18 protein-coding genes are annotated in these 25,147 nt (G+C 60.2%); 13 read left to right on the top strand and 5 right to left on the bottom strand.

Annotated features, from left to right (window positions below):
* Positions 1-128 precede the first annotated feature (128 nt).
* The 3 genes from tpx to IEY47_RS05040 form a co-directional block, all read right to left on the bottom strand.
* The gene (gene tpx / locus IEY47_RS05050; protein ID WP_188982065.1) at positions 129-629 is read right to left on the bottom strand and encodes a thiol peroxidase; all 501 of its coding nucleotides are present in this window, start codon (positions 627-629) and stop codon (positions 129-131) included.
* Between the two features lie 252 nt (positions 630-881).
* On the bottom strand, positions 882-4,556 hold the full coding sequence (locus IEY47_RS05045) for a translocation/assembly module TamB domain-containing protein (protein WP_188982064.1): 3,675 nt from the start codon (positions 4,554-4,556) through the stop codon (positions 882-884).
* Complete coding sequence (locus tag IEY47_RS05040; protein ID WP_188982063.1) at positions 4,556-6,283, bottom strand: autotransporter assembly complex protein TamA; 1,728 nt, start codon at positions 6,281-6,283, stop codon at positions 4,556-4,558. The genes IEY47_RS05045 and IEY47_RS05040 overlap by 1 nt, the downstream gene beginning before the upstream one ends.
* Positions 6,284-6,559: 276 nt before the next feature.
* On the opposite strand from IEY47_RS05040, the gene xthA reads away from it, so the two are divergent.
* The 11 genes from xthA to xylB all read left to right on the top strand — a co-directional run bounded on the left by xthA (position 6,560) and on the right by xylB (position 20,435).
* Positions 6,560-7,369: an exodeoxyribonuclease III gene (xthA, locus tag IEY47_RS05035; RefSeq protein ID WP_188982062.1), complete on the top strand. Its 810-nt coding sequence runs from the start codon at positions 6,560-6,562 to the stop codon at positions 7,367-7,369.
* Between the two features lie 112 nt (positions 7,370-7,481).
* Complete coding sequence (locus tag IEY47_RS05030) at positions 7,482-8,861, top strand: substrate-binding domain-containing protein (RefSeq protein ID WP_188982061.1); 1,380 nt, start codon at positions 7,482-7,484, stop codon at positions 8,859-8,861.
* Positions 8,862-9,069: 208 nt separating this feature from the next.
* Positions 9,070-10,026 carry a carbohydrate kinase family protein gene (locus tag IEY47_RS05025; protein WP_188982060.1) on the top strand — a complete coding sequence of 319 codons (957 nt, stop codon included), beginning with the start codon at positions 9,070-9,072 and terminating at the stop codon, positions 10,024-10,026.
* Positions 10,023-10,919 (top strand): AraC family transcriptional regulator, encoded by an 897-nt coding sequence (locus tag IEY47_RS05020; RefSeq protein WP_188982059.1) that lies wholly within the window; start codon positions 10,023-10,025, stop codon positions 10,917-10,919. Before IEY47_RS05025 ends, IEY47_RS05020 begins: the two co-directional genes overlap by 4 nt.
* 423 nt (positions 10,920-11,342) lie before the next feature.
* Positions 11,343-12,650, top strand: coding sequence for an ABC transporter substrate-binding protein (locus IEY47_RS05015; RefSeq protein WP_188982058.1), 1,308 nt, complete (start codon positions 11,343-11,345; stop codon positions 12,648-12,650).
* Between the two features lie 347 nt (positions 12,651-12,997).
* Positions 12,998-13,927, top strand: a complete 930-nt coding sequence (locus IEY47_RS05010; protein WP_188982057.1) for a carbohydrate ABC transporter permease — start codon at positions 12,998-13,000, stop codon at positions 13,925-13,927.
* A 13-nt stretch (positions 13,928-13,940) separates the two neighbouring features.
* Complete coding sequence (locus tag IEY47_RS05005; protein WP_188982056.1) at positions 13,941-14,774, top strand: carbohydrate ABC transporter permease; 834 nt, start codon at positions 13,941-13,943, stop codon at positions 14,772-14,774.
* Between the two features lie 27 nt (positions 14,775-14,801).
* The gene (locus IEY47_RS05000) at positions 14,802-15,905 is read left to right on the top strand and encodes an ABC transporter ATP-binding protein (protein ID WP_188982055.1); all 1,104 of its coding nucleotides are present in this window, start codon (positions 14,802-14,804) and stop codon (positions 15,903-15,905) included.
* 153 nt (positions 15,906-16,058) lie between these two features.
* Positions 16,059-17,534, top strand: a complete 1,476-nt coding sequence (locus IEY47_RS04995; RefSeq protein ID WP_188982054.1) for a mannitol dehydrogenase family protein — start codon at positions 16,059-16,061, stop codon at positions 17,532-17,534.
* Between the two features lie 88 nt (positions 17,535-17,622).
* Positions 17,623-18,582 (top strand): transaldolase, encoded by a 960-nt coding sequence (gene tal / locus IEY47_RS04990; protein ID WP_188982053.1) that lies wholly within the window; start codon positions 17,623-17,625, stop codon positions 18,580-18,582.
* A gap of 347 nt (positions 18,583-18,929) precedes the next feature.
* The gene (gene xylB / locus IEY47_RS04985; protein WP_188982052.1) at positions 18,930-20,435 is read left to right on the top strand and encodes a xylulokinase; all 1,506 of its coding nucleotides are present in this window, start codon (positions 18,930-18,932) and stop codon (positions 20,433-20,435) included.
* A gap of 250 nt (positions 20,436-20,685) precedes the next feature.
* Here the strand turns inward: xylB and IEY47_RS04980 are convergent, their stop codons facing one another.
* A complete protein-coding gene (locus IEY47_RS04980) occupies positions 20,686-21,105 on the bottom strand; it encodes a DUF192 domain-containing protein (RefSeq protein WP_229779219.1) in 420 nt (139 codons plus the stop codon).
* 111 nt (positions 21,106-21,216) lie between these two features.
* On the opposite strand from IEY47_RS04980, the gene IEY47_RS04975 reads away from it, so the two are divergent.
* On the top strand, positions 21,217-21,987 hold the full coding sequence (locus tag IEY47_RS04975) for a 3-hydroxybutyrate dehydrogenase (RefSeq protein ID WP_188982051.1): 771 nt from the start codon (positions 21,217-21,219) through the stop codon (positions 21,985-21,987).
* Positions 21,988-22,008: 21 nt separating this feature from the next.
* On the top strand, positions 22,009-22,401 hold the full coding sequence (locus tag IEY47_RS04970; RefSeq protein ID WP_188982050.1) for a lysozyme inhibitor LprI family protein: 393 nt from the start codon (positions 22,009-22,011) through the stop codon (positions 22,399-22,401).
* A 126-nt stretch (positions 22,402-22,527) separates the two neighbouring features.
* Here IEY47_RS04970 and ligD read toward each other — a convergent pair whose 3' ends face one another.
* A complete protein-coding gene (ligD, locus tag IEY47_RS04965; RefSeq protein WP_188982049.1) occupies positions 22,528-25,131 on the bottom strand; it encodes a DNA ligase D in 2,604 nt (867 codons plus the stop codon).
* Positions 25,132-25,147: the final 16 nt, after the last annotated feature.

Here is a 25,147-nt window from a genome sequence, read left to right as displayed (position 1 = left end):
TGGACGGTGCACGATAAGCACAGCAAGGCGGCAAGCAAAGCCCCTTTACTGCCTTTTTACGTTCCAAATGTTCCCACAGCGTAAACAGCGGCCGGAATGGCTCCAGCCGCTTCAAGCACTTCGCAGCCTTACGTCAGAGCGGCGATCACAGCTTGATAGTTCGGCTCGTTGGCGATCTCTTCCACTAATTCGCTATGGATCACTTTATCCTGCTCGTCCAGCACCACCACCGCGCGGGCGGCCAGCCCCGCCATGCCGCCACTGGCGATTGCCACGCCGTAATTCTTCAGAAATTCGGGATGGCGGAAGGTGGACAGGTTCTGCACGTTTTCCAGGCCTTCTGCGCCGCAGAAACGCGCCTGCGCAAAGGGCAGATCAGCAGACACGCACAGCACCACCGTATTCGTCAGCTTGCTCGCTTGAGCATTGAACGTCCGTACGGATGTCGCACAGGTTGGCGTGTCTACACTCGGGAAAATATTGAGCACCTTGCGCTTGCCGGAAAACGCAGACAGGCCTACGTCGTTCAAACCGCTATCCACCAGTGTGAAGGCCGGAGCTTGCTGCCCGACGCCTGGCAGCTCGCCAGCGACTTCCATTGGGGTACCGCGACGCGTTACCTGGACCATTCGTTTACTCCTTGTGTGGGGATGGTTGGATGCAAACCGGTAGGGCTTGTCAGCGTAGACAGCGCACTCGGGCTGCGAGGGGGCGTAGCGTATGCCAAGGAATGACCGTTGGCGAATGAAGTCGTTCATGTCCGTTCGACGCAGGTGCGGTGCGCTGGACGTCAGCCGAGAATTCTCGGCTAACGAGCACGTCAATTACCAGTGAATCGCCCATCTCCGCGCTGGTAACACAATGTTCTCGATCCGCTGCCCTCAGAAGTCCCGCTTGTAGAAGATATCCAGCGAACTTGCTAAGCCGCTGGCCGCCTCTACGTACACGCGCTTGGTCAGTGCGTAGCGTAACGCGATGGTGTTCGCGGGCTCGAAGACACCGACCCCATAACGCAAGGTCAGACGCTCAGTCAGCTCACCGCTGGCAACCACGCTGGTGGTATTGCCGGTGCCCTCGGTGTCGAGCTGGAAGTTCTCGATGCCGAGACTTTGCGCGACGCCTCCGGTGAACGACGAACTCCCCGCAAGCCCCAACCCTAGGGCTGCCTGGGCCAAGAGATTGTTGTCCTCCTGGCCCGTGCTAAGTGGCCGGCCAAGGATCAAATAGGACAAGGCTTGCTCCTGGCCCATGGCCGGTTCCGAGAACACTTCGGTTTGCGGGGCCGCGGCAAAGCCCGTGAGACGAATGCCAGCGGTAACGTCATCGACGACGCGGATCGCTTCCACGTCCAGGAAAGGTTGATCGATAGGACCGGTAAACAACAGGCGTGCGCGCCGTACGGTCAAACGCTGACCGTACGAACGGAAACGGCCGTTATTGAGATTGAGTTCACCGCGGGCGTCGAGGTTATCGCCGACATGCATCTGCCCGGCGATGTCCGCATTGAGGCCAAAGGCACTAAAGGTCAGACGGTCCTGACCGACGTTGACGTCGATATCCATGGCCATCTGTAATGCAGTTTTAGCGTCTTCTCGCTCCTGCCCAACGATCACCGTGTCGGACGATACCTGGACGGTCGAGGGCGGCAACTCGCGAATCTGGATGGCGCCACGCGGCACATTCACTGTGCCGCTCAAAGCGAGGCGATCGCCTGCGAGTCCGATCTGCAAGTCTGGCTCGACTTCGAGTTCAGCGTACGGCTGGACATTGACCGGCAGCTTGGTTCCACGAACACGCACGTCCACGTTGGTACCATCGTTCCAATCCAGCGTGCCAGCGATTTGCCCACGTCCCGCTTCGCCACTGCGCCAATTGCCATCAAGCTTCAGGCTTTGCCCCGCAACATCCACGGTCATTTCGAGCGCTTCCACCTGCGTTGGTAGCTCGCTACCGGCCACCCGCCCATTGCTCAAACACAACTGCCCATTCACCAGTGGCGATTGCAGTGTGCCCGCGAGCGTTCCGCTCCCGTTCAGCTGGCCTTCCAGTTGCTCGACCATGGGCGCAAAGGGCCGGCCGACCGATAAATCCAACCCGCGCAGGGCGAATTGGCCCTCGATCGGTTTATCGGCAGGTCGCGGATCAATTTGCGCGGTGACGTCCAATTGGCCCAGCGGGCCGCCGTCGAAGTTCAGGTCGGTATCGACGCGTTGCGGCGAAAGCTGGCTGGTAATCGCCAAGCGGCTGTAGGGGAAGTCGTGCCACGTATCGCCATCGCGCACCCGTAATTTTCCGCTGCCCGCATCCACGCTGAGCGTCCCTTTTGGACCGGCCTCGGGCAGGTCGAGATTGACGTCGGCATTGAGCTGGCCCTCCCAGGCGAAATCGTCTGGCAACCACTTCGCCAGGATTTCCAGCGGGAATTGCCGCAAGCGCATGCGCAGTGAAGTGTCGGGTGTCAGGCGTTGATCGTCCGCGCACAGCGTTGCATCCGCGTATGCCCAGCAATGCTTGCCGAGCGTGAACTGGCCGGACGCCAAGCGTTCCAGCGAAGCGGGCTGCTGCAGGCGCCAGTCCATGTCGTTGCTGCTGATGTCGCCGCGACTGAGCTGGCCGCGCCAGTTGCCCTCTTTCAACGTACCGTTCAACGCGAGCCCGGTCTGAAGCAGTGGCCCGTCCAGCGACAACTCTGCACGCTGACTTTGTGCATTGCCCTGCCCTGTCACGCTTAGATTACCGAGATCGGTTTCCCCCAGGGCGATGCGATTGGCATCGAGGGAGATGGTTGCCTGCTGATTGCCGTCGAGCCTGGCGGTGAGGGCGATGCCGCTGACGCGGTTGTCGCCCAATCCCACGCGGGTGCCGTCCAGAGAAAGGGTGCCCTGCGGTTTTTCCAGCGTGCCCGAAGCAGTCACGTTGCCTTTAACTTGCCCCGTCAGACCTGGCCACAACTGACCGAGATTGTTCAGGGCCAGCTGCAGCTGCCCCTTGAGTTGCCCTTCGAGGGAACCTTGCCCCTCTACCCGGTTGTCTCCCACGAGCAACGCAAGGTTCGCGATCGACCAGCGCTCCCCCTGGCCGGTTGCAGCCAGCGAGAGTCGCGCCTGTTGCGTCCGTAACTGGCCGCGAATATCGATGTCCGCGTCCGCCGCAATCACACCGTTATTTATTGACCCTTTGCTGCGGATCGGGCCGGCCAATTGACCGGGCAGCTCAGCAAGCCAATAGGACGGGTCGAATTTGCTCAGGGCAAGGTCGGTGTCCCAAGAAATACCCTCGGCGAAACCGACGGCAAGCCTGCCGTCCAGCGTTCCCTGTCCAGCTTTCAGGTTTAACGCGGGTAAACTCACCTGTTGCAGATCACCCTGGATCGGGCTCGCCAGGGAGAACGCGCCTGCAGGTCCATCCAAGTCCGAGCTGAATTGCCCCTGATAGGCGCCGTCGCGATAGGCAATCTCGCCCTGGAAGCGTCGCAGGCTGACAGGAGGCTCTTCAATTTCCGGGTAGAGGCTGCGCCAGGGAAAGTCCTGCCAGTCGATACGGGCGTCGGCGGCGATCGCGTTTTGCCAATCCGCCGTACCGTTCAGGCGCAGATAACGCTGACCGTCTGCCAGCAATTCCAAAGCCTCGACCCGAGCGCCCTTCGCGTCCACTCGGCCATCCAGCGCAAGCTTTACGGGGCCACCTTGGCCCGGAAGCAGCGAAGTGCCCAGGATCCGATAACCCTCGGCAAGTGTGCCGTCTGCCGTCAATTCCAGATCGTTCAGCGTTAACGTGTCTGGGAGCGACGGCGCAGCTTTGAATCCGGAAGCGGTCAAACGTAGCCGCGCGGGTAGCCGCTCATCCAGTGCGTTTACCCACGCCTTCAAGTTGCCGTCCAGGTAGCCCTGGCTCTTGGCATCCAGACGCAGCTCGTCTTTCACGTTGCCCGTCAGGTCGAGATCGATCGACCACGGCTGATCGTCAACGCCGGCAAGGTCGACCTTGCCGATGAGTGCAAGTGGCCACTGCCCAGCAGGCGTGAGCGTGGCCTGAAGCGTTGCGTCGAGATCTTCACGCTTGGCCGTCAGTTGCTCGATACGCAGCCCCTGCTCGTTCCAATGGGCACGAAGCGTTGCACTTACCAGCTGCTCACCGCCATTGAAGAACACCTGGCCGATGTCCAGTTCTCCGATCTCCAGACCTATCGGCAGCCCGATGTCCGGCAGCTCCAGTGGACCACTCGGCTCGGCAGGCTCATCGGTGGGCGGAAAGTCGAGGTGAATCGTCGTCGCGGCGATACGCTCGATGCAAAGGGTCAAGCGGAACAGGCACGTGGGGGACCAACTAAAGGCGGGTTGCTCGAGCTCTACCTTCTGCACCCCTTGCTGCCATATCAGTCGATCGGCGTGCCAGCTTCCGCCGAGTCGCCCCTGAAATCCATCGAGGCTCAGGCCTGGCACCTGCCCCAACGCCCAGCGACTGCCGGACTGTGTACCCAATAGCACCGCCAGCATCAGAACCAGCAGCGTGACAAGTGCCAGGAGCGCTACTCCGCTCCACTTCAATACCCGCATCACAGCTCCGGTCCCATGGAAAAGTGCAGCCGTACGCCACCGTCGTCATCCAGCGCATGCGCAAGATCAAGGCGAATCGGGCCGACCGGCGATACCCAACGGACGCCCAACCCAACGCCGGTCTTCAAGCTGGGCAGGTCGAGGGAGTTGAAGCTGTTGCCTTGGTCTACGAACGTTGCGATCCGCCACTTCTCGGCGATGGAATATTGGTACTCCAGGCTCCCCGCCACCATGTAGCGTCCACCAATCCGGTCACCGTCAGAATTTTCCGGAGAGAGCGTCTGGTAGTCGTAGCCCCTCACGCTTTGGTCGCCGCCCGCGAAGAACCGCAGCGACGGCGGAACCGAACGATACTCGCCGCTGAAGTTGCCACCGAATTGCCCTCGCGCAAGAAAGCGGTGCCGCCCCCACAACGTCGTCAGGCCTTTGATAGTGGCCTCGCCGTGAATCAAATCAGTGTCCGAAAGCAGCCCTTCTTTTGCAGCCGAGACCGCAAATTGCAGCCGATACCCATTGCGCGGGTCGAGCTTGTTGTCGCTTTTCAGATAGCTATAGGACGCGCCCGGCATGAGCAAGGTGCTCAAGCCCGAGTCATCGCCTAGCCGATACTCTTCACGCTGCCATTTCAGCGACAGCACGCGCGTCCAGCCACTCGGCAACTCGCTGTGCCACTCAGGGCCAAACGTGAGGAGTTTGCTCAGGCTGTCCGTATTGGCGAGCTCTTCATATTGATAGCCGCCGGCCCAGCGCAGTTTGTCCGTGATCGGTGGGTCCAGAGGAATGTCGTACCAGAGCCCAACGTTTTGCCGGGGCGCGGACAATTCCATCTCGGCACCATAACTGTGCCCTTTGGAATTGGCCCAGTGCCGTGTCCAGCCGGCACGGCCTCGCGGCCCTACGTCCGTGGAGTAGCCCAGGCCCAGATCAAAGCTGCGAGGTTTGCGCATGGCCAAACGGATATCGACGGGCAAGCGCTGGTTTTGCGCGCTCGTCGGTGTCACATCGACACGGATGGATTCGAAGTAACCGCTGGATTGAAGGTCACGGTACAGCTCGGCAATGATTTCGGAGTCGTACGGCGTACCGGGTTCGAAGGGCACCATTCGGTGCAGCAGCTCGTCGTCGAAGATCGAGTCACCGCTGAAGCTGACGTCGCCCAACAGGTAGCGTGGGCCGCTGTCATAGACGATCTCGATATCCGCGACCCCACCGGCCGGATCCACGACCAAACGCTGCTGAGTGAAGCGCCCACTGAAGTAACCGTAGCGCGAAGCCTGCGCCTCGATGGCGCGCTTGGCCCCTTCGTATTCGCCGTGGTTCAACGGTTGTCCGGGGCGCAACGTGCGGCTACGTGGCGTTTGAAACGATTTGAACGAAGCTGCCGGGCCTTCGACGCGGATGGTTACGTTGCGAAGTTTCACCGGCTCGCCCGGTTCGACATTCAACACCAGCCGCGCATTGTCACCGCCCGTGACCCGGCTGCTGATACGGGCATGGTAGAAACCGAGTGCTTGCGACGCCTGCTCCGCCTGACGCTCGACCGTCGAGGTATAGCGCTCCAACGCAGCCAGATTGCGGTCGCCGAGGCTCCCGATATAGCCCTCGATATTGCTACGTAAGGCATTATTGGCGGGACTCACGCGGACCTCGAGCACGGCATCGGCCATGGCTGTCGAGCAACACACGATCAGGCAGAAAGGTACGAGACGGCAATTCACGAGCTTCATGCGGCCGGATGCTACCACGAGGTTGTTGATCTAGAGACTATCGCGCCAGGTAAAGCGGCGCCCGATTAGCCGACTGCTATTCACGAATAGAGCCACAACTGAATGGAACACGATGGGCGTCCTGCGCTTTAGCGTAGCGTCGTTTCTCCGTTGGGTCACTGGACGATACCTCGGACTCGGCTACCGGGTTCGTGGTGCCAGGGCGTGAACCCAACACCTGGCCGCGAGCGCGATCGATGCGCTAGCATCCCCTGCTTTTACCGGGTGGAACTCCTCATGAAGATCGTCTCCTTCAACATCAACGGACTGCGCGCCCGCCCCCACCAACTGAAGGCGCTGATCGACAAGCATGCACCTGACGTTATCGGCCTACAGGAAACCAAGGTCTCCGACGACCAGTTTCCTCAGGCTGAGATCGAAGCGCTTGGCTATCACGTGCATTACCACGGACAGAAAGGCCATTACGGCGTCGCCCTGCTCTCGCGGGCGCAACCGCTCGAGGTGTTCAAGGGTTTTCCGGCCGATGGCGAGGAGTCACAGAAACGCTGGATCGGCGGCACGTTCGAAACCGCACAAGGTCCGCTGCACATCTTCAATGGCTATTTTCCTCAGGGCGAGAGCCGCGATCACCCTATCAAGTTTCCTGCCAAGACACGCTTCTATGCTGACCTGCAGGACATGCTGGAATCACGTTTTTCACCCGAGCAAGGCGTCGTCGTTATGGGCGACTTCAACATCTCGCCGCAGGATTGCGACATCGGCATTGGTGAGGAAAACCGCAAGCGCTGGCTGCGCACGGGCAAGTGCAGCTTTCTCCCCGAAGAGCGTGAATGGCTCGAAAAGGTCAAGGCCTGGGGCCTGACGGACAGTTTCCGGCACTTGCATCCGGAGGTGAACGACCGCTTCAGCTGGTTCGACTACCGTAGCCGAGGGTTCGAGGACGAGCCAAAGCGGGGTCTGCGAATCGACCTGATCATGGGTTCCCGCGGGCTATGCGAGCACTTTGCCGATGCAGGGATCGACTACGAACTACGCGGCATGGAAAAGCCTTCCGATCACGCGCCGATCTGGCTCACGTTAGGCTGATAGTGACCGCTCAGGCCCGGGTTTTAACGCCTGGGCCGGCTGTCATCTTTCCTTCACGTACCCGTCATACCCTTCGGGCCATTGTCCGCTTCGCCCGAAGGATTTGTGCGTCATGTCTCAGCCCACGGCTACTTATGCATCTGAAATCTGGTGCAAAACCCTGTGTTACGTCCTAGTCGGTTTCTTTTTCTACGCCATACCCTGGTCTGTCTTCGCGGCGCTGCCGGTACCCGCAGACGGCCAGGCTGCATTGCGTATTCAAGGCTCCAACACAATCGGCGCTGAGCTCGCTCCTGCCTTGGTAAAGGGCCTGTTGGAACAAGAAGGCTATCGTGCCGTCAAGGTCAGCCCCGGCGACCAGGCGAACGAGCAGGTCATCACGGCCCAGGCTCCGACCGGTAAGCCGGTGACCGTTACACTGGCGGCCCACGGCTCCAGCACAGGCTTCAAAGCGCTCGCCGTTGGGCAAGCAGATGTTGCGGCGTCATCTCGGCCCATTAAAGGCGAAGAGGCACAGACGCTCAGTGCGCTGGGCGACCTTCGCTCGAAACAGGGTGAACAGATCATCGCGCTCGACGGCTTGGCGATCGTGGTTAATCCGAAAAACCCCATCAAGGCACTCAACGTTGCGCAACTTGCCGGAATTTTTTCCGGCGAGATCAGTGATTGGAGTCAAGTGGGCGGTGACCCCGGCGCGATCACGCTGTATGCACGCGATGACAACTCGGGCACCTACGACACCTTCAAGGAACTGGTGCTGAGTAGCAACAACAAGCGTCTCGGCGCCGCAGCCAAGCGTTACGAGTCCAGCGAAGAACTGTCTGATTCGGTCGCCGCCGACCGCAACGGAATCGGCTTCATTGGTTTGCCCTACGTTCGTCAGGCGCGCGCGCTTGGAATTTCAGACGGTGCCGCAGCGATCATGCCGCCGACGATCGATACAATCGCAACGGAAGACTATCCGCTGTCGCGACGGCTTTTCCTGTACGCCTCGCCAACGACACCGAATATGTGGACCCATGCACTGGCTGAGTTCGCACAAAGTCCTGCCGGCCAGGCAATTGTTGCAAAAAACGGTTTTGTCGGCCAACAGCCGAAGGCTCTTAAAGTGTCCGGCACTTCGGGGATGCCTGCCGAATACCGCGAGTTGGCCAGTCGCGGCGAGCGTCTCAGTGTCAATTTCCGCTTCGCCGAGGGTAGCGCAACGCTGGACAACAAGGCGCAACGTGACATCGAGCGCGTCGTGCGCTACATGGAAAGCGAAGGCACCGGCAAAGAGGTCGCGTTGATCGGTTTCAGCGACGACAAAGCCGACGACTCCCGTGCCCGGTTACTGTCGCGCTTGCGAGCGATGGCGGTACGTCGTGAGCTGTTCAAAGCAGGCGTTTTGCCACAGGAAATCAACGGGTTGGGTAACGCCCTGCCGGTCGCAGCGAATGACGACGATGCCGGTCGCATTCGAAATCGCCGCGTCGAGGTCTGGGTGTATTGAACTCAGTGGGCGCCGGTTCGAAACCCGGCGCCTATATTCCTTCGCCTCAATTTAACTGTTCCCATGTGCGCTATCCGCTGCGTACATGCTTTTCGCTCATAAAAGTATCAACCGAATAACGTTGCGGTACTGTCCCACGGTGACATCCTCGACGTATTCTTGCGCCAACCGAGGTCCTGAATAATAAGATCGCCTCTGGAGCGCACTTATGTACCTTGTTTGCGGAGAAGCTCTTTTCGACGTCTTTGACGTCTCGTCCGCCGATAGCCCGGCCAATACCTTGCGGCTCGACGCCATTGCTGGCGGCTCCCCCTTTAACGTCGCCATCGGCTTGCGTCGGCTTGGTGTCGCATCCTGCCTTCTAGGGGGTATCTCCCGAGACTCGCTCGGTAAACGGTTGCGACATTTGCTGGAAAGCGAAGGCGTCGGCACGCCGTTTCTTCGCGACTACGATGCGCCCACCACCCTGGCGATGGTCACCCTGGACGAAACGGGCCAGCCACAATACGACTTTCGCGGCGAAGGCTGCGCCGATCGACTGTTGGACGCCGCCGAGCTTCCCCTACTGGGCGACGATGTCGCCGGCATTCATTTCGGCTCGTACTCGTTGGTGGTGGAACCGATCGGTAGCGCCCTGCTCGAACTCGCGACGCGCGAACAGGGCCGGCGCCTCATCACGCTCGACCCTAATATCCGCCTGAACGTCGAACCTGATCTGCAGCGATGGCGCGACCGAATTGAGGCGTTCGCGGCGCTGGCCAACGTCATCAAGGTGAGCGACGAAGATCTCGAGCGCCTGTATCCCGAAACGCCATTGGCCGACACCGCGCAACGTTGGCTGCAAGGCGGCTGCGTCCTGGCGATCGTGACCCGGGGCGCGCAAGGCTCCCTGGTATTCACGAACGACGCGCAATGGACGGTGGATGCGCACCCGGTAACGGTGCAGGACACCGTAGGCGCAGGCGATACGTTCCAGGCCGCGCTGATTGCCTATCTGACGGAAATCGGCAAAGCATCGCCTGCCGCATTGGCATCGCTTTCCCGCCCCGACATCGATCGGATGCTGATGTTCGCCAGTGCAGCATCGGCCATTACCTGCTCGCGCAAAGGCCCTGATTTGCCTCATCGGAGCGATGTGGACGCGTTGCTGGCGGGCAGGCCATGAAGGTGGCTGCAGACCCTTCATATGAACTGATGGACGACCACGGTGGCCGTTCGTTGATCTATCGCGAACACGGTTTCCCCTCACCCCTCGTACGCTGGCACAACCATAAGGAATACGAGCTGCATTTGATCGTGGCGAGCGCTGGGAAAGTCTTCATCGGCGACTACATCGGTAATTTTCGGCCTGAAACGCTATTCCTCACGGGACCGCACCTTCCTCACAATTGGATCAGCCAGATTGCGCCAGGAGAGGTCATCGAAAAGCGCGACATGCTGGTCAACTTCACCGAAGAGACGTTCGAAGAAGCCGGCCATAGCTTCACCGAACTCAAGAACCTGCAGCCCATGTTCCAACGCGCGGCTTACGGCATCGAATACCGCTGCCGTAGAACGGTACGGGAAGCGGCGCAACTCATGCAGCGCATTTCGGAAACCCGTGATCTTTCGCGTCTCGGATATTTATTGATCCTGCTGGAAATGCTCGCGAACAGCGACGACCAGCACCAGCTCTCTGGCAGCACGGCAGCCCAGCTGATGGGCGACGAAGGCCATGCGGACCGCACCAACCAGGCCGTGAACTACATTTTCAGTCATTACATGCGGGAGCTTTCGCTGGAGGAAGTGGCCTCACACATGAATATGAAGCCCACCTACTTCTCGCGGTTTTTCAAACAGGCGACCGGGCGCTGTTTCGTGGAGTTCGTCAACAGCCTGCGGATCAGCAAGTCGTGCGAACTGCTCGTTGGCAGCCATTTACCGGTGACGGAGGTCTGCTTCGAGTCGGGGTTCAATAATCTTTCGAACTTCAATCGGCGCTTTCAGCAATTGAAAGGTATGACACCCAGCCGCTATCGCCGCCTCGCCGGGCAGCGGTTGATCGAAAATGGGGCGTAAAAGCCAAGACTGTCTTCGCGATAACGAATGTAGGTAAGGGTTCACGTATGCGCCGCGCTTGATTGCGTGGCTCGCTCCTACAGGGGATAGCTGCCTTTCTGTAGGAGCGAGCTTGCTCGCGAACGCGATGGCAGATTCAAAACAGGTCCCAACGCAAACCGCCTTTTCTAGAACCAATCAACTTCGCGCTCTATCGACCAATCTACCAATACCGCTCAGTGGCGCGCTGACTGTCGGCTGCTATCGTCAACACGAGATCACTGCAAAAAAGTATCGCTTTCTGTGCGCCGCAGGCTTTGTGAGTAAACGCGCTCGGCGCTGTAATGATCGGGACACATCATCCGGCCAAGCCGTACCCAGGCTGGATGAACAACAACAATAAACGCTGCTGTCGCCGTCCTGGCCCAGGAGCGGGGGTATGACATGAAACCTACGAAGCTGCTTTTCGCATCGGCGCTACTTGCACTGTCCACGTCCGCCCTCGCCGCGGAAACCGTCACCATCGCCACCGTCAATAACGCAGACATGATCCGCATGCAGCGGTTGTCGGCGGAATTCCAGAAAACCCATCCGGATATCAAGCTGAACTGGGTCGTGCTCGAGGAGAACGTACTGCGTCAGCGGTTGACCACCGACATCGCCACCGGTAGCGGTCAGTTCGACGTCCTGACCATCGGCATGTACGAAGCCTCGCTCTGGGGCGATCGTGGTTGGCTGGAGCCGATGAAAGACCTGCCCGCCGATTACGATCTGGATGATGTATTCCCCTCTGTGCGCGAAGGCCTCTCCGCGAAAGGCCAGCTTTACGCCCTGCCTTTCTATGCCGAGAGCTCGATCACCTACTACCGCACCGACCTCTTCAAGCAAGCCGGGTTGACCATGCCCGAGCACCCCACCTGGGACCAGATTGGCGAATTCGCGGCCAAGCTGACGGACAAGAGCAAAGAGCAGTACGGCATTTGCCTGCGCGGCAAGGCCGGCTGGGGCGAGAACATGGCGCTGGTCACGACCCTCGCCAACGGCTACGGGGCGCGCTGGTTCGACGAGCAATGGCAGCCCGAGTTCGACGGTCCGGAATGGAAGCAAGCCCTGAGTTTTTATGTCGACACGATGACGAAATACGGCCCTCCAGGTGCGTCGAGCAATGGTTTCAACGAAAACCTGGCCCTGTTCAACAGCGGCAAATGCGCAATCTGGGTCGACGCTAGCGTTGCAGGCTCCTTCGTGACCGACGAGTCACAGAGCAAAGTTGCGGACGACGTCGGTTTCACCTTCGCACCGAAGCAAGCCACCGACAAAGGAACGGCGTGGCTGTACTCATGGGCGTTGGCGATTCCTACCAGCGCGAAATCGAAGGAAGCGGCAAAAACCTTCAGCGCCTGGGCGACATCAAAGGAGTACGCCGCGCTCGTCGCTGAGAAAGAAGGCGTGTCCAACGTACCCCCGGGCACTCGTCAATCCACCTATACCGATGCGTACTTGAAGGCTGCACCATTCGCGAAGGTCACGTTGGAATCGCTGAAAGTGGCCGACCCGGCAAATCCGACCGAGAAGCCGGTGCCTTACGTCGGTATCCAGCTGGTGACCATTCCCGAGTTCCAGGCCATCGGCACCCAGGTCGGCAAGTTGTTTTCGGCGGCGGTCACCGGGCAGATGCCAGTCGATCAGGCCCTGACGTCCGCGCAAGCCATCACTACGCGTGAAATGAAGCGCGCGGGTTATCCGAAGTAAGTCTCCTTAGAGACTGTTCAAGGTCTTGTGAACTAGAGCATTCCGATAACGAGCGCCTACTGTGAGAGCGGGCCATGCCCGCGAGGCGGTGTAGGGTCCGCTGTGACTTTGCCCGATTAAATCCCATCGCGAGCATGGCTCGCTCCCACGATGCGTTTGGTTGAGAGAAAGACCATGAACAGCCTTTAGAGGCTAGACAAGCGGACAACGTGCAAGCCACGTCCGCTTCTGGAGCGGGGCAAGCGACATTTTCTTGGTCGTGAATGCTGAAATATGAGCCGAACCGACTCCCGCATTCGCGAGCAAGCTCGCTCCTACACGAATGAAAGATTTCAGAAGGAGTCACCATGACTACCTCGACGATCAAGACCGCGACCACGCCGGCGCCGGCTCAGCCGCGCCAGCGCAAACGCCGCATCGGGCCGGGCTGGTTCCTGGTGAGCCCATCGGTCGCCCTGCTCCTGATCTGGATGATCGTGCCGCTGGGCATGACCCTCTACTTCTCGACCATTCGCTACAACCTCCTGTATCCGGGCGAAAACGAGTTCGTTGGTCTGGAGAACTTCACGTTCTTCCTGACCGACCCCGGATTCTTCCCAGGAGCGATCAATACGCTGTTACTGGTGGGCAGCGTGCTTTTCATCAGCGTCGTGCTCGGCGTGTTGATCTCCGCCCTGCTCGAAGCGGCGGATTTCGGTGGGCGCGGCGTCGTCCGCGTGCTGCTGATTTCGCCGTTCTTCATCATGCCTACGGTCAGCGCGCTGGTCTGGAAGAACCTCATCTTCCACCCTGTCTCCGGCATTCTCGCGGCGGTGTGGCGCTTCTTCGGCGCGCAGCCAGTGGACTGGCTGGCCCAGCATCCGTTGCTCTCGATCATCATCATCGTGTCCTGGCAATGGCTGCCGTTCGCGATCCTGATCCTGATGACCGCCATGCAATCGCTGGATCAAGAGCAAAAGGAAGCGGCGCGACTCGATGGCGCCGGCCCGATCGCCATCTTTTGGCACCTGACCCTGCCGCACCTTGCCCGGCCCATCGCCGTGGTAATCATGATCGAAACGATCTTCCTGCTTTCGCTGTTCGCGGAAATTTTCACGACGACCAGCGGCGGCCCGGGGTATGCGTCCACCAACCTTGCCTACCTCATCTACAACCAGGCCTTGCTCCAGTTCGATGTCGGCATGGCATCGGCGGGCGGTCTGATCGCCGTCGTCATCGCCAACATCGCCGCGATCTTCCTCATCAGGATGATCGGCAAAAATCTTACCGATCAGTGACGAGGGTGACGCCATGCTGACCTTGAAACAAACCCGACGCGTCCATTCCGCGCTCATTGGATTGATCGCCTGGGCCATCGCCTTGCTGCTGTTCTTCCCGATCTTCTGGATGGTGCTGACCAGCTTCAAAACCGAGATCGATGCGTTTGCCTCACCGCCGCAGTTCATCTTCCATCCGACGCTGGACAACTACCTGCACATCCAAGAGCGCAGCGGTTACCTGCGGTTCGCCTGGAACTCCATCACCATCGCCCTCGGGTCGACCGTGCTTGGCCTGCTGTTCGCCATCCCCGCGGCGTACTCGATGGCCTTCCATCCCACGCACCGGACCAAGGGCACTTTGTTGTGGATGCTCTCCACCAAGATGCTGCCGCCGGTGGGCGTGCTGGTACCCATCTACCTGCTCGCCAAGCAATTTGGCCTGCTGGACAGCCGCATCGCGCTGATCGTGATCTACACGCTGATCAACCTGCCAATCATGGTCTGGATGATCTACACCTACTTCAAGGACATCCCCCGTGACATCCTCGAAGCGGCGCGCATGGATGGTGCCTCGACATTGCAGGAAATCGTTCGCGTGCTGCTACCCATCAGCAAAGGCGGCATCGCCTCAACCGTGCTGCTGTCGCTGATCCTGTGCTGGAACGAGGCCTTCTGGTCGCTGAACCTCACCTCTTCGCAAGCCGCACCGCTGACGGCTTTGATCGCGTCGTACTCGAGCCCGGAAGGTTTGTTCTGGGCCAAGCTTTCCGCCGTATCCACCCTCGCCTGTGCCCCCATCGTGATCTTTGGCTGGATCAGCCAGAAACAGCTGGTCCGCGGCCTGTCGTTCGGCGCGGTGAAATGATGATTTCCGACCTCGGAGGAGCCGCTAATGGCTGACCTGAAAATACGCGATCTGAAAAAAGGCTTCGAAGGCCACGCCGTGATCAAGGGCATCGACCTGGACGTCAACGACCGCGAGTTCGTGGTGTTCGTCGGCCCCTCGGGCTGCGGCAAATCCACATTGCTGCGTCTGATCGCCGGGCTGGAGGAAGTGACCTCCGGGACGATCAGCCTCGACGAGCGCGACATCACGGACGAATCGCCTGCCCGGCGTGATCTGGCAATGGTGTTCCAGACCTACGCCCTCTACCCCCACATGACCGTGCGCAAGAACATGTCCTTTGCGCTCGATCTGGCGAAGGTGGGCAAACAGGAGGTGGAGTCGAAGGTGAACGAAGCTGCGCGCATTCTCGAGCTGGGCCCGTTGCTGGAGCGCAAACCCAAGCAGCTGTCCGGCGGACAGCGCCAGCGGGTCGCGATCGGACGCGCCATCGTGCGCAATCCCAAGATCTTCCTGTTCGACGAACCGCTTTCGAACCTGGATGCCGCATTGCGTGTGCAAATGCGCCTGGAGCTTGCGCGCCTGCACAAGGAGCTCAAGGCCACGATGATCTACGTGACCCACGATCAGGTCGAAGCGATGACGCTTGCCGACAAAGTGGTCGTGCTCAGCGCCGGGCGTATCGAACAAGTGGGCTCGCCGTTGGAGCTGTATCACCACCCTGCGAACCTGTTCGTCGCAGGTTTCATCGGCACGCCCAAGATGGGTTTCCTCAAAGGCACCATTTCGCGCGCAGATGCCAGCGGCTGTGAGGTCGAGCTCGAGGCCGGCTGCCGCATCATCCTGCCACGTGCGGCGGAAGCCTCTGCGGTGGGTACGCCCGTGACACTGGGCATCCGCCCCGAGCATATCGGCGTTACCGACGCAGGTGCCGGGTCGTTCGATGTCACCGCGGATGTTAGCGAGCGGTTGGGCAGCGACACGTTCTGCCACGTACGCACCACATCCGGCGAGCCGTTGACCATCCGTATCCCTGGAGATTTCAGAGACGTCTACGGCGAGTGCCTGGGCCTGACGCTGGATGCCGACCGTTGCCATCTGTTCGATGCCGAAGGACAGGCGATCAGACCGTTGATGCGGCAAGCGGCGTAGGAACGACCCGCTCCTACGAAAGAGCGATCGCCAGCAAGCTGGCTCCTACAGGTCATCGATGGCTGCCGACGAACGTTGTAGGAGCCAGCCGGGCTGCGATCAGCTTGCTGGCGATACGCTCTAACAACCGACACCTATTCTGCCGAGGCACCCATGAAACTGAATCAGCAAAACCTGCCAACGCTCGCTACACATATTGCGAAACCGGCCTACGACCTGAACGCGCGCAAACAAGGCATCGCGCACATCGGCGTGGGCGGCTTCCACCGCGCTCACGAAGCGATCTACACCGAGACGCTGATGAACGCCGGCGAAGACCTCGACTGGGGCATCTGTGGCGTGGGTTTACGTCCGGAAGACGCAGGCATGCGCGATGCGCTTGCGGGTCAGGACTACCTCTACACCATGATGGAACTGAGTGACGATCCGGACACCGAGGTGCGCGTGATCGGGGTTATCGGCGACATGCTGCTGTCGCAGGATTCTCCCGCAGAGCTCATCGACAAACTCGCCGACCCCACCATCCGCATCGTCTCGCTTACCATCACCGAAGGTGGCTACTGCATGGACGACAGCACCGGCGAGTTCAACGCCGCGTTGCCCGGCATCCAGCACGACCTGTCCCAACCCGACACGCCGCAGACCGTCTTCGGCTTTCTGCTTGCAGCACTGACCCGGCGGCGGGCGAATGACATCGCGCCGTTTACCGTCATGTCCTGCGACAACCTTCCCCACAATGGCGCTGTCGCCCGCAAGGCCTTGCTCGCGTTCGCCGACCTCGCCGATCCGTCCATGAGCACATGGATCGCCGAAAACGTCGCATTCCCCAATGCGATGGTGGACCGCATCACACCAATGACGAGCGCCGAACATAAAGCGCAGCTCGCCCGCGACCACGGCGTCGACGATGCGTGGCCGGTGGTCTGCGAGCCTTTCCTGCAATGGGTACTGGAGGACAAGTTCGTGAATGGGCGGCCTGCCTGGGAAAAGGTCGGCGTCCAATTCACTGACGACGTGACGCCGTATGAGGAGATGAAGATCAAACTGCTCAATGGCAGCCATCTCGCGCTCACCTATATCGGCACGCTCAAGGGCTACCGCTTCGTTCATGAGGCCATGAACGACCCGCTGATCGCGCGCTATATCCGTCGCTACATGGACATCGATGTGACACCGCAACTGGCGTCCGTACCGGGCATCGACCTCGAAGCTTACAAGGACACGCTCATCGAGCGCTTTTCCAACCAGGCCATCGCGGACCAGCTCGAGCGTGTCTGCTCGGATGGGTCGTCGAAGTTTCCAAAGTTCACGGTACCGACGATCAACCGGTTGATCCAGGACGGCAAAACGCTGGACCGCGCATCATTGGTGGTCGCGGCATGGGCGCATTACCTCAAGGGCAAGGACGAACACGGCAGCGCGTATCGCATGCTCGATCCGCGCCTCGCGTTTTGCCAATCCTTGGTGGCTGATGATGCAGGGGTAACGGCCCGGCTGTTGGGGGCGGACGATATTTTTGGGCGCAGAATTCCCTCGAGCGACGCATTTGTCGCATCGTTCGAACGCAACCTGAACAGCCTGCGTACTCACGGTGTCTCAGCAACGCTCGAACGCCTGCTGGCTGAGTGACAGACACGCCGGGCGTGGCACAATCGCATACCGCTACGCATATCCGGCGGGTCCAATTCTGGTTCGCCCTACACGAAGGAGATTTCACATGCCCACGCTGCTCGAACAGCTCAAGCGTCATACCCTGGTCGTTGCCGATACCGGGGAGCTGGAGGCGATCGAGCGCTTCCATCCGGAAGACGCCACCACCAACCCATCCCTCGTGCTCAAGGCTATCCAAGCCGGACATTATCCCGCGCAGGTCGAGCAGGTCCTCGATTGGGCCAAGCAGAACAGTGCCTCGTCGGAAGAGGCCGTGAGCAAAGCCTGCGATCGCCTTGCAGTACTGATGGGGGCGGAAATCCTGAAATCCGTACCGGGCAAGGTCTCGACTGAAGTGCCTGCTGCGCTTTCCTTCGACCGCGATGCGACGCTAGCCAAGGCAGAAGAGCTGATCGAGCACTACAAGGCGCTGGGCGTCGATACGGGCCGCGTGTTGATCAAGATCGCGGCGACCTGGGAAGGCATCCAGGCCGCGCGCGTACTGGAAAGCCGCGGAATCAACTGTAACCTGACCCTGATCTTCAACATGGCCCAGGCGCGTGCTTGCGCCGAAGCGGGCGCGTTCCTCATCTCACCGTTCGTAGGCCGCATCCTCGATTGGTACGTGAAGCAGGACAGCTCGCGTAAATACACCGGTGAAGAAGAACCCGGCGTGCAGTCGGTCAGTGCGATCCATGCGTTCTTCAAGCGCCATGAATACCCGACCGTCGTCATGGGTGCGAGCTTCCGCAACATCGACGAGATCATCGCCCTGGCAGGTTGTGATCGTCTGACCATCAGCCCCGCACTCCTGCAGGAGTTGCAGGGCCGCGAAGGCGAGCTGACCGTACGCCTTAAGGATAACGGCGAACGCGCGCCGCGCCCGGCCGCGTTGACCGAAGCCGAGTTCCGTTGGCAGATGAACGAAGACCCCATGGCGACCGAAAAGCTTGCCGAGGGCATTCGCACGTTCAATGCCGATCAGATGAAATTGGAAAAGCTGATCGCCGAGCGGCTGGGCGTTTAAGTTCATATGGGCATGGGAGTACGCCAATGTCGAACGCATGGCGCGCTCCCACAGCGAATCGCTTTTTCATCCGTGGGAGCGGGCCATGCCCGCGATAGTGCACGGAGCACGCGACTAGAACCGTAGGGTGGAAAACGGCGAAGCCTTTTCCACCAGAGCAATCCGCCGATACCGCCACCTCTACGGACGACCGGAAGGCGATCCGCGGGGCGGCCATCCGCTTTACCCGCCAAGGCGACTGAAGGTCGCCCCTACAATGCCTGCCGAAACACCGCATTTACGACAATTCCCGAATTGGCTTCCACCGTAACTGCTCTCATCCGCGATCGACCAGATAGGTGAACGATATGAACAACAGCCTCTACCTCGGCATCGACTGCGGCACTCAAGGCACCAAGGCCGTCATTCTCGATATCGCATCCGGCGAGGTGTTGGGCATTGGTTCGGCGTCACACGTGCTGCTCAGCGAGGCCAATGGTCGGCGCGAGCAAGACCCCGCGCAATGGACTGCCGCCTTCGAGCAAGCCACTCGGGAAGCGCTGGCTGCATCCGGGGTCGATGGGCAACGGATTCTCGGTATCGGCGTTTCTGGTCAACAGCACGGCCTCGTCGCACTGGACGAAGGCGGCCACCCGCTGCGCCCGGCCAAACTTTGGTGCGATACGGAATCGTCCGCCGAGAACGACGCTTTGCTCGAATATCTGGGCGGTCCGGCCGGCTCGCTAGCGCGTTTGGGGATCGTGATCGCTCCGGGTTACACCGTGTCCAAATTGCTGTGGACGAAAACGTATTTTCCCGAGCTGTTCGAACGCATCGCACACATCCTGCTCCCTCACGATTACCTCAACTTCTGGCTCACCGGCCAATGCCGTACCGAATACGGCGATGCGTCGGGGACCGGATACTTCAATGTGCGCGAGCGACGGTGGGACGCCGCCATCCTGCGCCACATCGACCCATCAGGAAGACTCGAAGCGGCGCTGCCGGAACTCATCGAGGCCCATCAATCCGTGGGCAGGGTTCTTCCCGCGATCGCCGCGCGCCTGGGCGTCAATCCCGCAGCCATCGTGTCGAGTGGCGGCGGCGACAACATGATGGGCGCGATCGGTACTGGCAACATTCAACCGGGCGTAATCACCATGAGTCTCGGCACGTCCGGAACGCTTTACGCCTATTCGGAACGCTCCGTCATCAGTGATCACACGTCAGTCGCGGCGTTTTGCTCGTCCAGCGGCGGCTGGCTGCCGCTGATCTGCACGATGAACCTGACCAACGCGAACGCAGCGATGCGCGACCTGCTGGAAGTCGATCTGCCGTCCTTCAACCATTTGTTGTCGGAAGCGCCCATCGGCGCGGAAGGCGTCGTCATGCTGCCGTTCCTAAATGGCGAGCGTGTGCCCGCACTGCCGCATTCCACCGCCAGCCTGCATGGCCTTACCGCCGAAAACATGACCCGTGCGAACCTCTGCCGCGCGGTGGTCGAAGGTGGCACCTTCGGTTTGCGCCATGGGCTGGATCTGCTGCGAGACAGCGGACTGCAAAGCCAGGCGATTCGGGTGATCGGTGGTGGCTCGAACAACGCTCAATGGCGACAGATCGTAGCGGACATCATGGATACGCCCGTCATCAGGACGACGCACAGCGAGGCGGCGGCACTGGGCGCTGCAATTCAGGCCGCATGGTGCGACGCCTACGCGCGCGGCGAGCCAATCGAGTTGGTGGCGCTTTGCGAACGTTGCGTTCAGCTCGACCCCCAAAGTCAGGTGGACCCAATCCCCCACAACGTCGCCCAGTACAACACTGTGTACGACCAGTACCGGCAGTACGTGGAAGTCTTGTACGGCGAGGTATGACAGGTGCAGGAGCCAACCGTGGGTCCTGCCCGGACGGCTGCGACACCTGTTTTTTGTAGGAGCCAGCTTGCTGGCGATCGCTTTTGTGTAATGGTTTCAACGCAGTGGTGCAGGCTGAACTTGGGGCGAGCGGTGCTCGCCTTCGCGACTAAAGCGGATGGCCGCCCCACGGATCGCCGCCCGGCCGCCCCTACAGGGATGTGTGGCTGAGCCGGGCTGCAATCGGCTCGTTGCACGAATATCCAAAGCGTCAACGCAGCCCCTCCACCCGCGCGCCCTTCTCGATTCCGTGTTTCTCGAACCATCCCTGATTCACCTCGATCGCATAGCGCGCGGGTGCGCTACTGCAACGGGTCTCCGTGCTTTCCGGCTCGAGATCGATGAGGTCGACGATGCGCCCTTCCTCGTCCAGGAACGCGGCGGTCAGTGGAATGTAAGTGTTCTTCATCCACATGCAGTGCACGCCTGCGTCAGCAAAGCGAAACAACATCCCCCGGTCCTCGGGCAGTTCCTTCCGATACATCAGCCCAAGTTGACGGGCCGCAGCATCGACGGCGACTTCGACATTCAGTCGCTCATTGCCTATCGTCATTTCCGTAAGCGGTGGCTCTGCATGAGCCATCGCGGCAAACGCACAGCCAGCAAGCACCAGGCACAGGCAATTTCGCATCGTTTCAACACTCGGCGGATTTGCACCGAGCCTATCACTGAAGTGGAACGCCCGGCGCGGTACCTACTCATAAGGCGGTAGCCGGTTCCATAACAAAAAAGGACAACCACGATGACACTTCACGGAAAAACAGCGCTCGTTACGGGTTCGACCAGCGGTATCGGGTTGGGCATTGCAGAGCGGTTGGCCGCCTCGGGCGCACAGGTGCTACTCAACGGTTTTGGCGACATCGAGGCCGCGCGTGAGCGCGTGTCCAAACACGGTGTGAAGGTGCTGCACCACGGCGCCGACCTTTCCAAGCCGGATGAAATTGCTGACATGCAGTCCTACGCCGAGCGTGAGCTGGGCGGCGTCGACATTCTCGTGAACAACGCGGGCATCCAGCACGTGGCGCCCGTGATCGAATTTCCCGTGGAGCGCTGGGACGCCGTCATCGCCCTCAACCTCACCGCGGTTTTTCATACCTCGCGGCTCGCTTTGCCTGGCATGCTAGAGCGCAATTGGGGGCGCATCATCAATATTGCCTCCGCGCATGGCCTCGTCGCTTCTGCAGGAAAGTCCGCGTATGTGGCTGCCAAACATGGCGTCGTCGGTCTCACCAAAGCGACTGCGCTCGAAACCGCCACAACGGGCGTGACGTGCAACGCCATTTGCCCGGGCTGGGTGTTGACCCCTCTCGTGCAAAAGCAAATCGACAAATTGGCCGAACCACACGGCGACCTGGAACGCGCCAAGCGTGAGTTGCTCGCTGAAAAGCATCCCTCGGTGGAATTCGTCACCCCGGAACAGCTAGGTGAGCTTGCCCTCTTTCTCTGCAGCGACGCCGCCGTACAAGTGCGCGGCGCTGCCTGGAGCATCGATGGTGGCTGGACCGCGCGTTAGTTTCCCTTTTACGGAGTACCCATGATCAAACCCACTTTCATCGCTGTCTTGGTCTTTGGCTTGAGTGGCGCCGCCTTGGCGAACGAGGATCCATGCCCAAATGCTCGCACCCAGAGTGAACTCAACGCTTGCACCGCGCAGGCGTACCAGACCGCGGACAAGGCATTGAACGATGTCTATCGCAGTTACCGGGCCAATCTTGGCAAGGAAAGCCAAGCCGGATTGCGTAAAGCACAACGGGCCTGGATCGCGTTTCGTGATGCAGAGTGCGAATTCCAGGCGTCCGCCGTTGAAGGCGGTTCCGCACAACCGATGGTTCGAAACGGCTGCCTGGCCGCGCTGACGCGCGAACGTACCGAAGTCTTGAAAGCAAAAACAGAATGCCCCGAAGGCGATCTGGCCTGCCCACGTTGACGCTCTGTACCCCGGGGCGACCCTGGGGTCGCCTTCGCGACTAAAGTCGCGAAGGCGGCGAAAGCCGCCCCAGGTTCTCCCATAACAAACGAATACCCTGCCACTCGCACGGCAAACCACAACCACTTACCTCATACCCAACTGCTTACGCATCTTCACCGTGATGGTCTGCTTGACCGACCCCATTTCTGCCCAGGGATCGTCATCGCCTAACGCAGCCAGGCGCTCGGCGACATTTCGGACCGTCCACTGATTGGCGCCTTTAAGGTCCTCTAGCTCGTCACGATAGATCGGTACCGACACCGGCAGCCCTTCACGCGCGCGCACCGAATACGCCGCCACCGACGTGGCGCCGCGCCCGTTGCGCAGGTAATCGATGAAAATCTTGCCCACCCGGTTCTTCGGACCACTCACAGCCGAAAAACGCGCAGGCATCACATCCGCCATGTGCTGAGCAATTGCCTTGGTGAAATCCTTGACCGCATCCCATTCCTGCCGCCGCGAAAGAGGCACGACGATGTGCATGCCCTTCCCGCCACTGGTTTTTATGTACGCCCGTAGCCCAAGCTCATCCAGCAGCGTCAGTGTCAGCTGCGTGGCTTCAATCATGTGCTTCCAAGGCAGTGCAGGATCCGGGTCGAGATCCAGGACGAAGCGATCAGGTTTATCGAGTTTCGGCACCGTCGCGTTCCAACCATGGACCTCCACCACGCCCATTTGCGCGGCGCCGACCAAGGCTTTGGCGTTATCAACGAGAAACAACGGCTTCGGCTCGCTTACGTCCTTGACCTGCCCAACGTGCGGCATGGCACGTCGGTCTGCGTGTTTTTGGAAGAACAACTCACCTTCGATCCCATCGGGCGCCCGCACCAACGCAACCGGCCGTTTGCTCATCTCGGGAGACATCCACGGCGCCATCTCTGCGTAATAGCGAGCAATGTCCAGCTTCGTGCCGCCGGAAGTCTTGTCGATGACACGATCGGGATGGCTGATCCGAATGCCTTCGACGTCGGTTGCCCGCGGCCCTTTTTGGGCGTTACTTTTCGATGCCGCCGATTTACCCCGTGCATCCTCAGCCGCAACTGAATCCGCACGCTTGGGCGCCTCCTTCCCAATGCGCTTCGCCGGCTTATCGTCGCGAAGTCCGTGAAAAACCGAATGCCGCACGATGCCTTCGCGCGTCATCTGGGCGAACGCAACTTCACAGAGCAGTTCAGGCTTGAGCCAATGAACGCCGCGCGCCTCGGCGCCCTTGGGCGGGTTCGATAATGGTGCGCGAGCGGTTTCCAATGGTTTGAGTTGCTGCAGGAGTGTCTTCAGTGTGTCCTCATTGAACCCCGTGCCGACCTTGCCCGCATAGAGTAATTCGCCGCTGTCGTCGTCATGCAACGCCAGCAGTAACGCGCCAAATCCGCTGCGTGCCCCCTTCGGTTCGGTATAGCCGACCACCACGAATTCCTGCCGGTTTTGGCACTTGATCTTGATCCAACTGCTGCTGCGCCGAGAGGTGTAGGCGCTTCCCGCTCGCTTGCCGATCAAACCCTCAAGCTTCATCTGGCACGCGCTCGTCAGCATGCTCTGGGCGTCTTCTGCAAAGTCATCCGAATACCGGAGCAGCGCGCTATCGTTAGCATTCAAGACTTCCGCAAGCGCAGTGCGCCGCTGCTCGAGCGATACCCGGCGCAGATCCATGCCATTCAGGTAAGGGGCGTCGAAGAGGTAGTAAAGAATGCGCTCGCTTCGGTTCGCCTCGAAGGCGTTCTGCAACGCCTGAAAATCAGGCAGCCCCTCCTCATCGGCAACCACCACTTCGCCGTCCAGCCATCCTTCCGTCAGTCCCAATGCGGCGATCGCTTCGGCCTGGCGCGGCATCTTGTCCGTCCAGTCATGACCGTTGCGGGTGAACAACCGGACCTCACCATTTCGAATCCTGGCCAAAATCCGGTAGCCATCGAATTTGATCTCATAGCGCCAATCACCCTCAGGCGCTGATTCCACCAGCGTCGCCAATTGCGGGGCGAAGGTCTCGGGTAACTTGGCTTTTTTTGCGCCCTCCAATGCCGTGGGCTCGCCCCGTTTACTGCGGCGGCGAGCCGGCGCCTTCACCGGCGTTGACGTATCGACGTCCGCTTTACGCGATTTACCCCGCGCGCGCGGCGTCAAGGTACGTTCGCTCAAGACACTGTCGGGCTTGTCTTCGAGGACGTCGTAGTCTGCTTCGGGTCGGGCTGCGGCATCCTTGGATTTGATCAGGAACCACTGTTCCTTCTTGCCCGCCATCTTCGTGCGCACAAGATTCCAGGCGCCGCTCAGCTTCTCACCATCAAGGGCAAATTTGAGCTTGCCCTTCTCATAGCCTTCGTTCGGATCGCCCTGGGGCGTCCAGATGCCGCGGTCCCATACGATGACATCACCGGCGCCGTAATGCCCCTCAGGGATATGCCCTTCGAAGGTTGCGTAGTCGATCGGATGATCTTCCACATGCACGGCAAGCCGGCGGACCTTGGGGTCCAGGCACGGCCCCTTGGGAATGGCCCAGCTTTTCAGCGCGCCGTTGAGTTCGAGCCGAAAGTCGTAATGCAGGTGCGACGCGTCGTGCTTCTGGATGCAGAACTGCAGGGTTTCACCCACATCGGCCGCGTTGCGCCGGCGACTCTTACGGGCGCCTGATGGCTCCGGCGTGGCCGTAAAATTGCGTTTGCGGGTGTACTCGTCCAGTGCCTTGGCCATGAAAAACGCCTCGATT

Source organism: Pseudomonas matsuisoli (genome assembly GCF_014647635.1).
Taxonomy (GTDB): Bacteria; Pseudomonadota; Gammaproteobacteria; order Pseudomonadales; family Pseudomonadaceae; genus Pseudomonas_P; species Pseudomonas_P matsuisoli.
This window is presented reverse-complemented; position numbering and strand designations above follow the sequence as displayed.

Coding starts and splice junctions, on each gene's coding strand:
- ligD (WP_188982049.1), bottom strand. CDS start 25,131: ATGGCCAAGGCACTGGACGAGTACACCCGCAAACGCAATTTTACGGCC.
- IEY47_RS05000 (WP_188982055.1), top strand. CDS start 14,802: ATGGCTGACCTGAAAATACGCGATCTGAAAAAAGGCTTCGAAGGCCAC.
- IEY47_RS04980 (WP_229779219.1), bottom strand. CDS start 21,105: ATGCGAAATTGCCTGTGCCTGGTGCTTGCTGGCTGTGCGTTTGCCGCG.
- IEY47_RS04970 (WP_188982050.1), top strand. CDS start 22,009: ATGATCAAACCCACTTTCATCGCTGTCTTGGTCTTTGGCTTGAGTGGC.
- IEY47_RS05030 (WP_188982061.1), top strand. CDS start 7,482: ATGTCTCAGCCCACGGCTACTTATGCATCTGAAATCTGGTGCAAAACC.
- IEY47_RS05020 (WP_188982059.1), top strand. CDS start 10,023: ATGAAGGTGGCTGCAGACCCTTCATATGAACTGATGGACGACCACGGT.
- xthA (WP_188982062.1), top strand. CDS start 6,560: ATGAAGATCGTCTCCTTCAACATCAACGGACTGCGCGCCCGCCCCCAC.
- IEY47_RS05005 (WP_188982056.1), top strand. CDS start 13,941: ATGCTGACCTTGAAACAAACCCGACGCGTCCATTCCGCGCTCATTGGA.
- IEY47_RS05025 (WP_188982060.1), top strand. CDS start 9,070: ATGTACCTTGTTTGCGGAGAAGCTCTTTTCGACGTCTTTGACGTCTCG.
- xylB (WP_188982052.1), top strand. CDS start 18,930: ATGAACAACAGCCTCTACCTCGGCATCGACTGCGGCACTCAAGGCACC.
- tpx (WP_188982065.1), bottom strand. CDS start 629: ATGGTCCAGGTAACGCGTCGCGGTACCCCAATGGAAGTCGCTGGCGAG.
- IEY47_RS05045 (WP_188982064.1), bottom strand. CDS start 4,556: ATGCGGGTATTGAAGTGGAGCGGAGTAGCGCTCCTGGCACTTGTCACG.
- IEY47_RS05015 (WP_188982058.1), top strand. CDS start 11,343: ATGAAACCTACGAAGCTGCTTTTCGCATCGGCGCTACTTGCACTGTCC.
- tal (WP_188982053.1), top strand. CDS start 17,623: ATGCCCACGCTGCTCGAACAGCTCAAGCGTCATACCCTGGTCGTTGCC.
- IEY47_RS04975 (WP_188982051.1), top strand. CDS start 21,217: ATGACACTTCACGGAAAAACAGCGCTCGTTACGGGTTCGACCAGCGGT.
- IEY47_RS05010 (WP_188982057.1), top strand. CDS start 12,998: ATGACTACCTCGACGATCAAGACCGCGACCACGCCGGCGCCGGCTCAG.
- IEY47_RS05040 (WP_188982063.1), bottom strand. CDS start 6,283: ATGAAGCTCGTGAATTGCCGTCTCGTACCTTTCTGCCTGATCGTGTGT.
- IEY47_RS04995 (WP_188982054.1), top strand. CDS start 16,059: ATGAAACTGAATCAGCAAAACCTGCCAACGCTCGCTACACATATTGCG.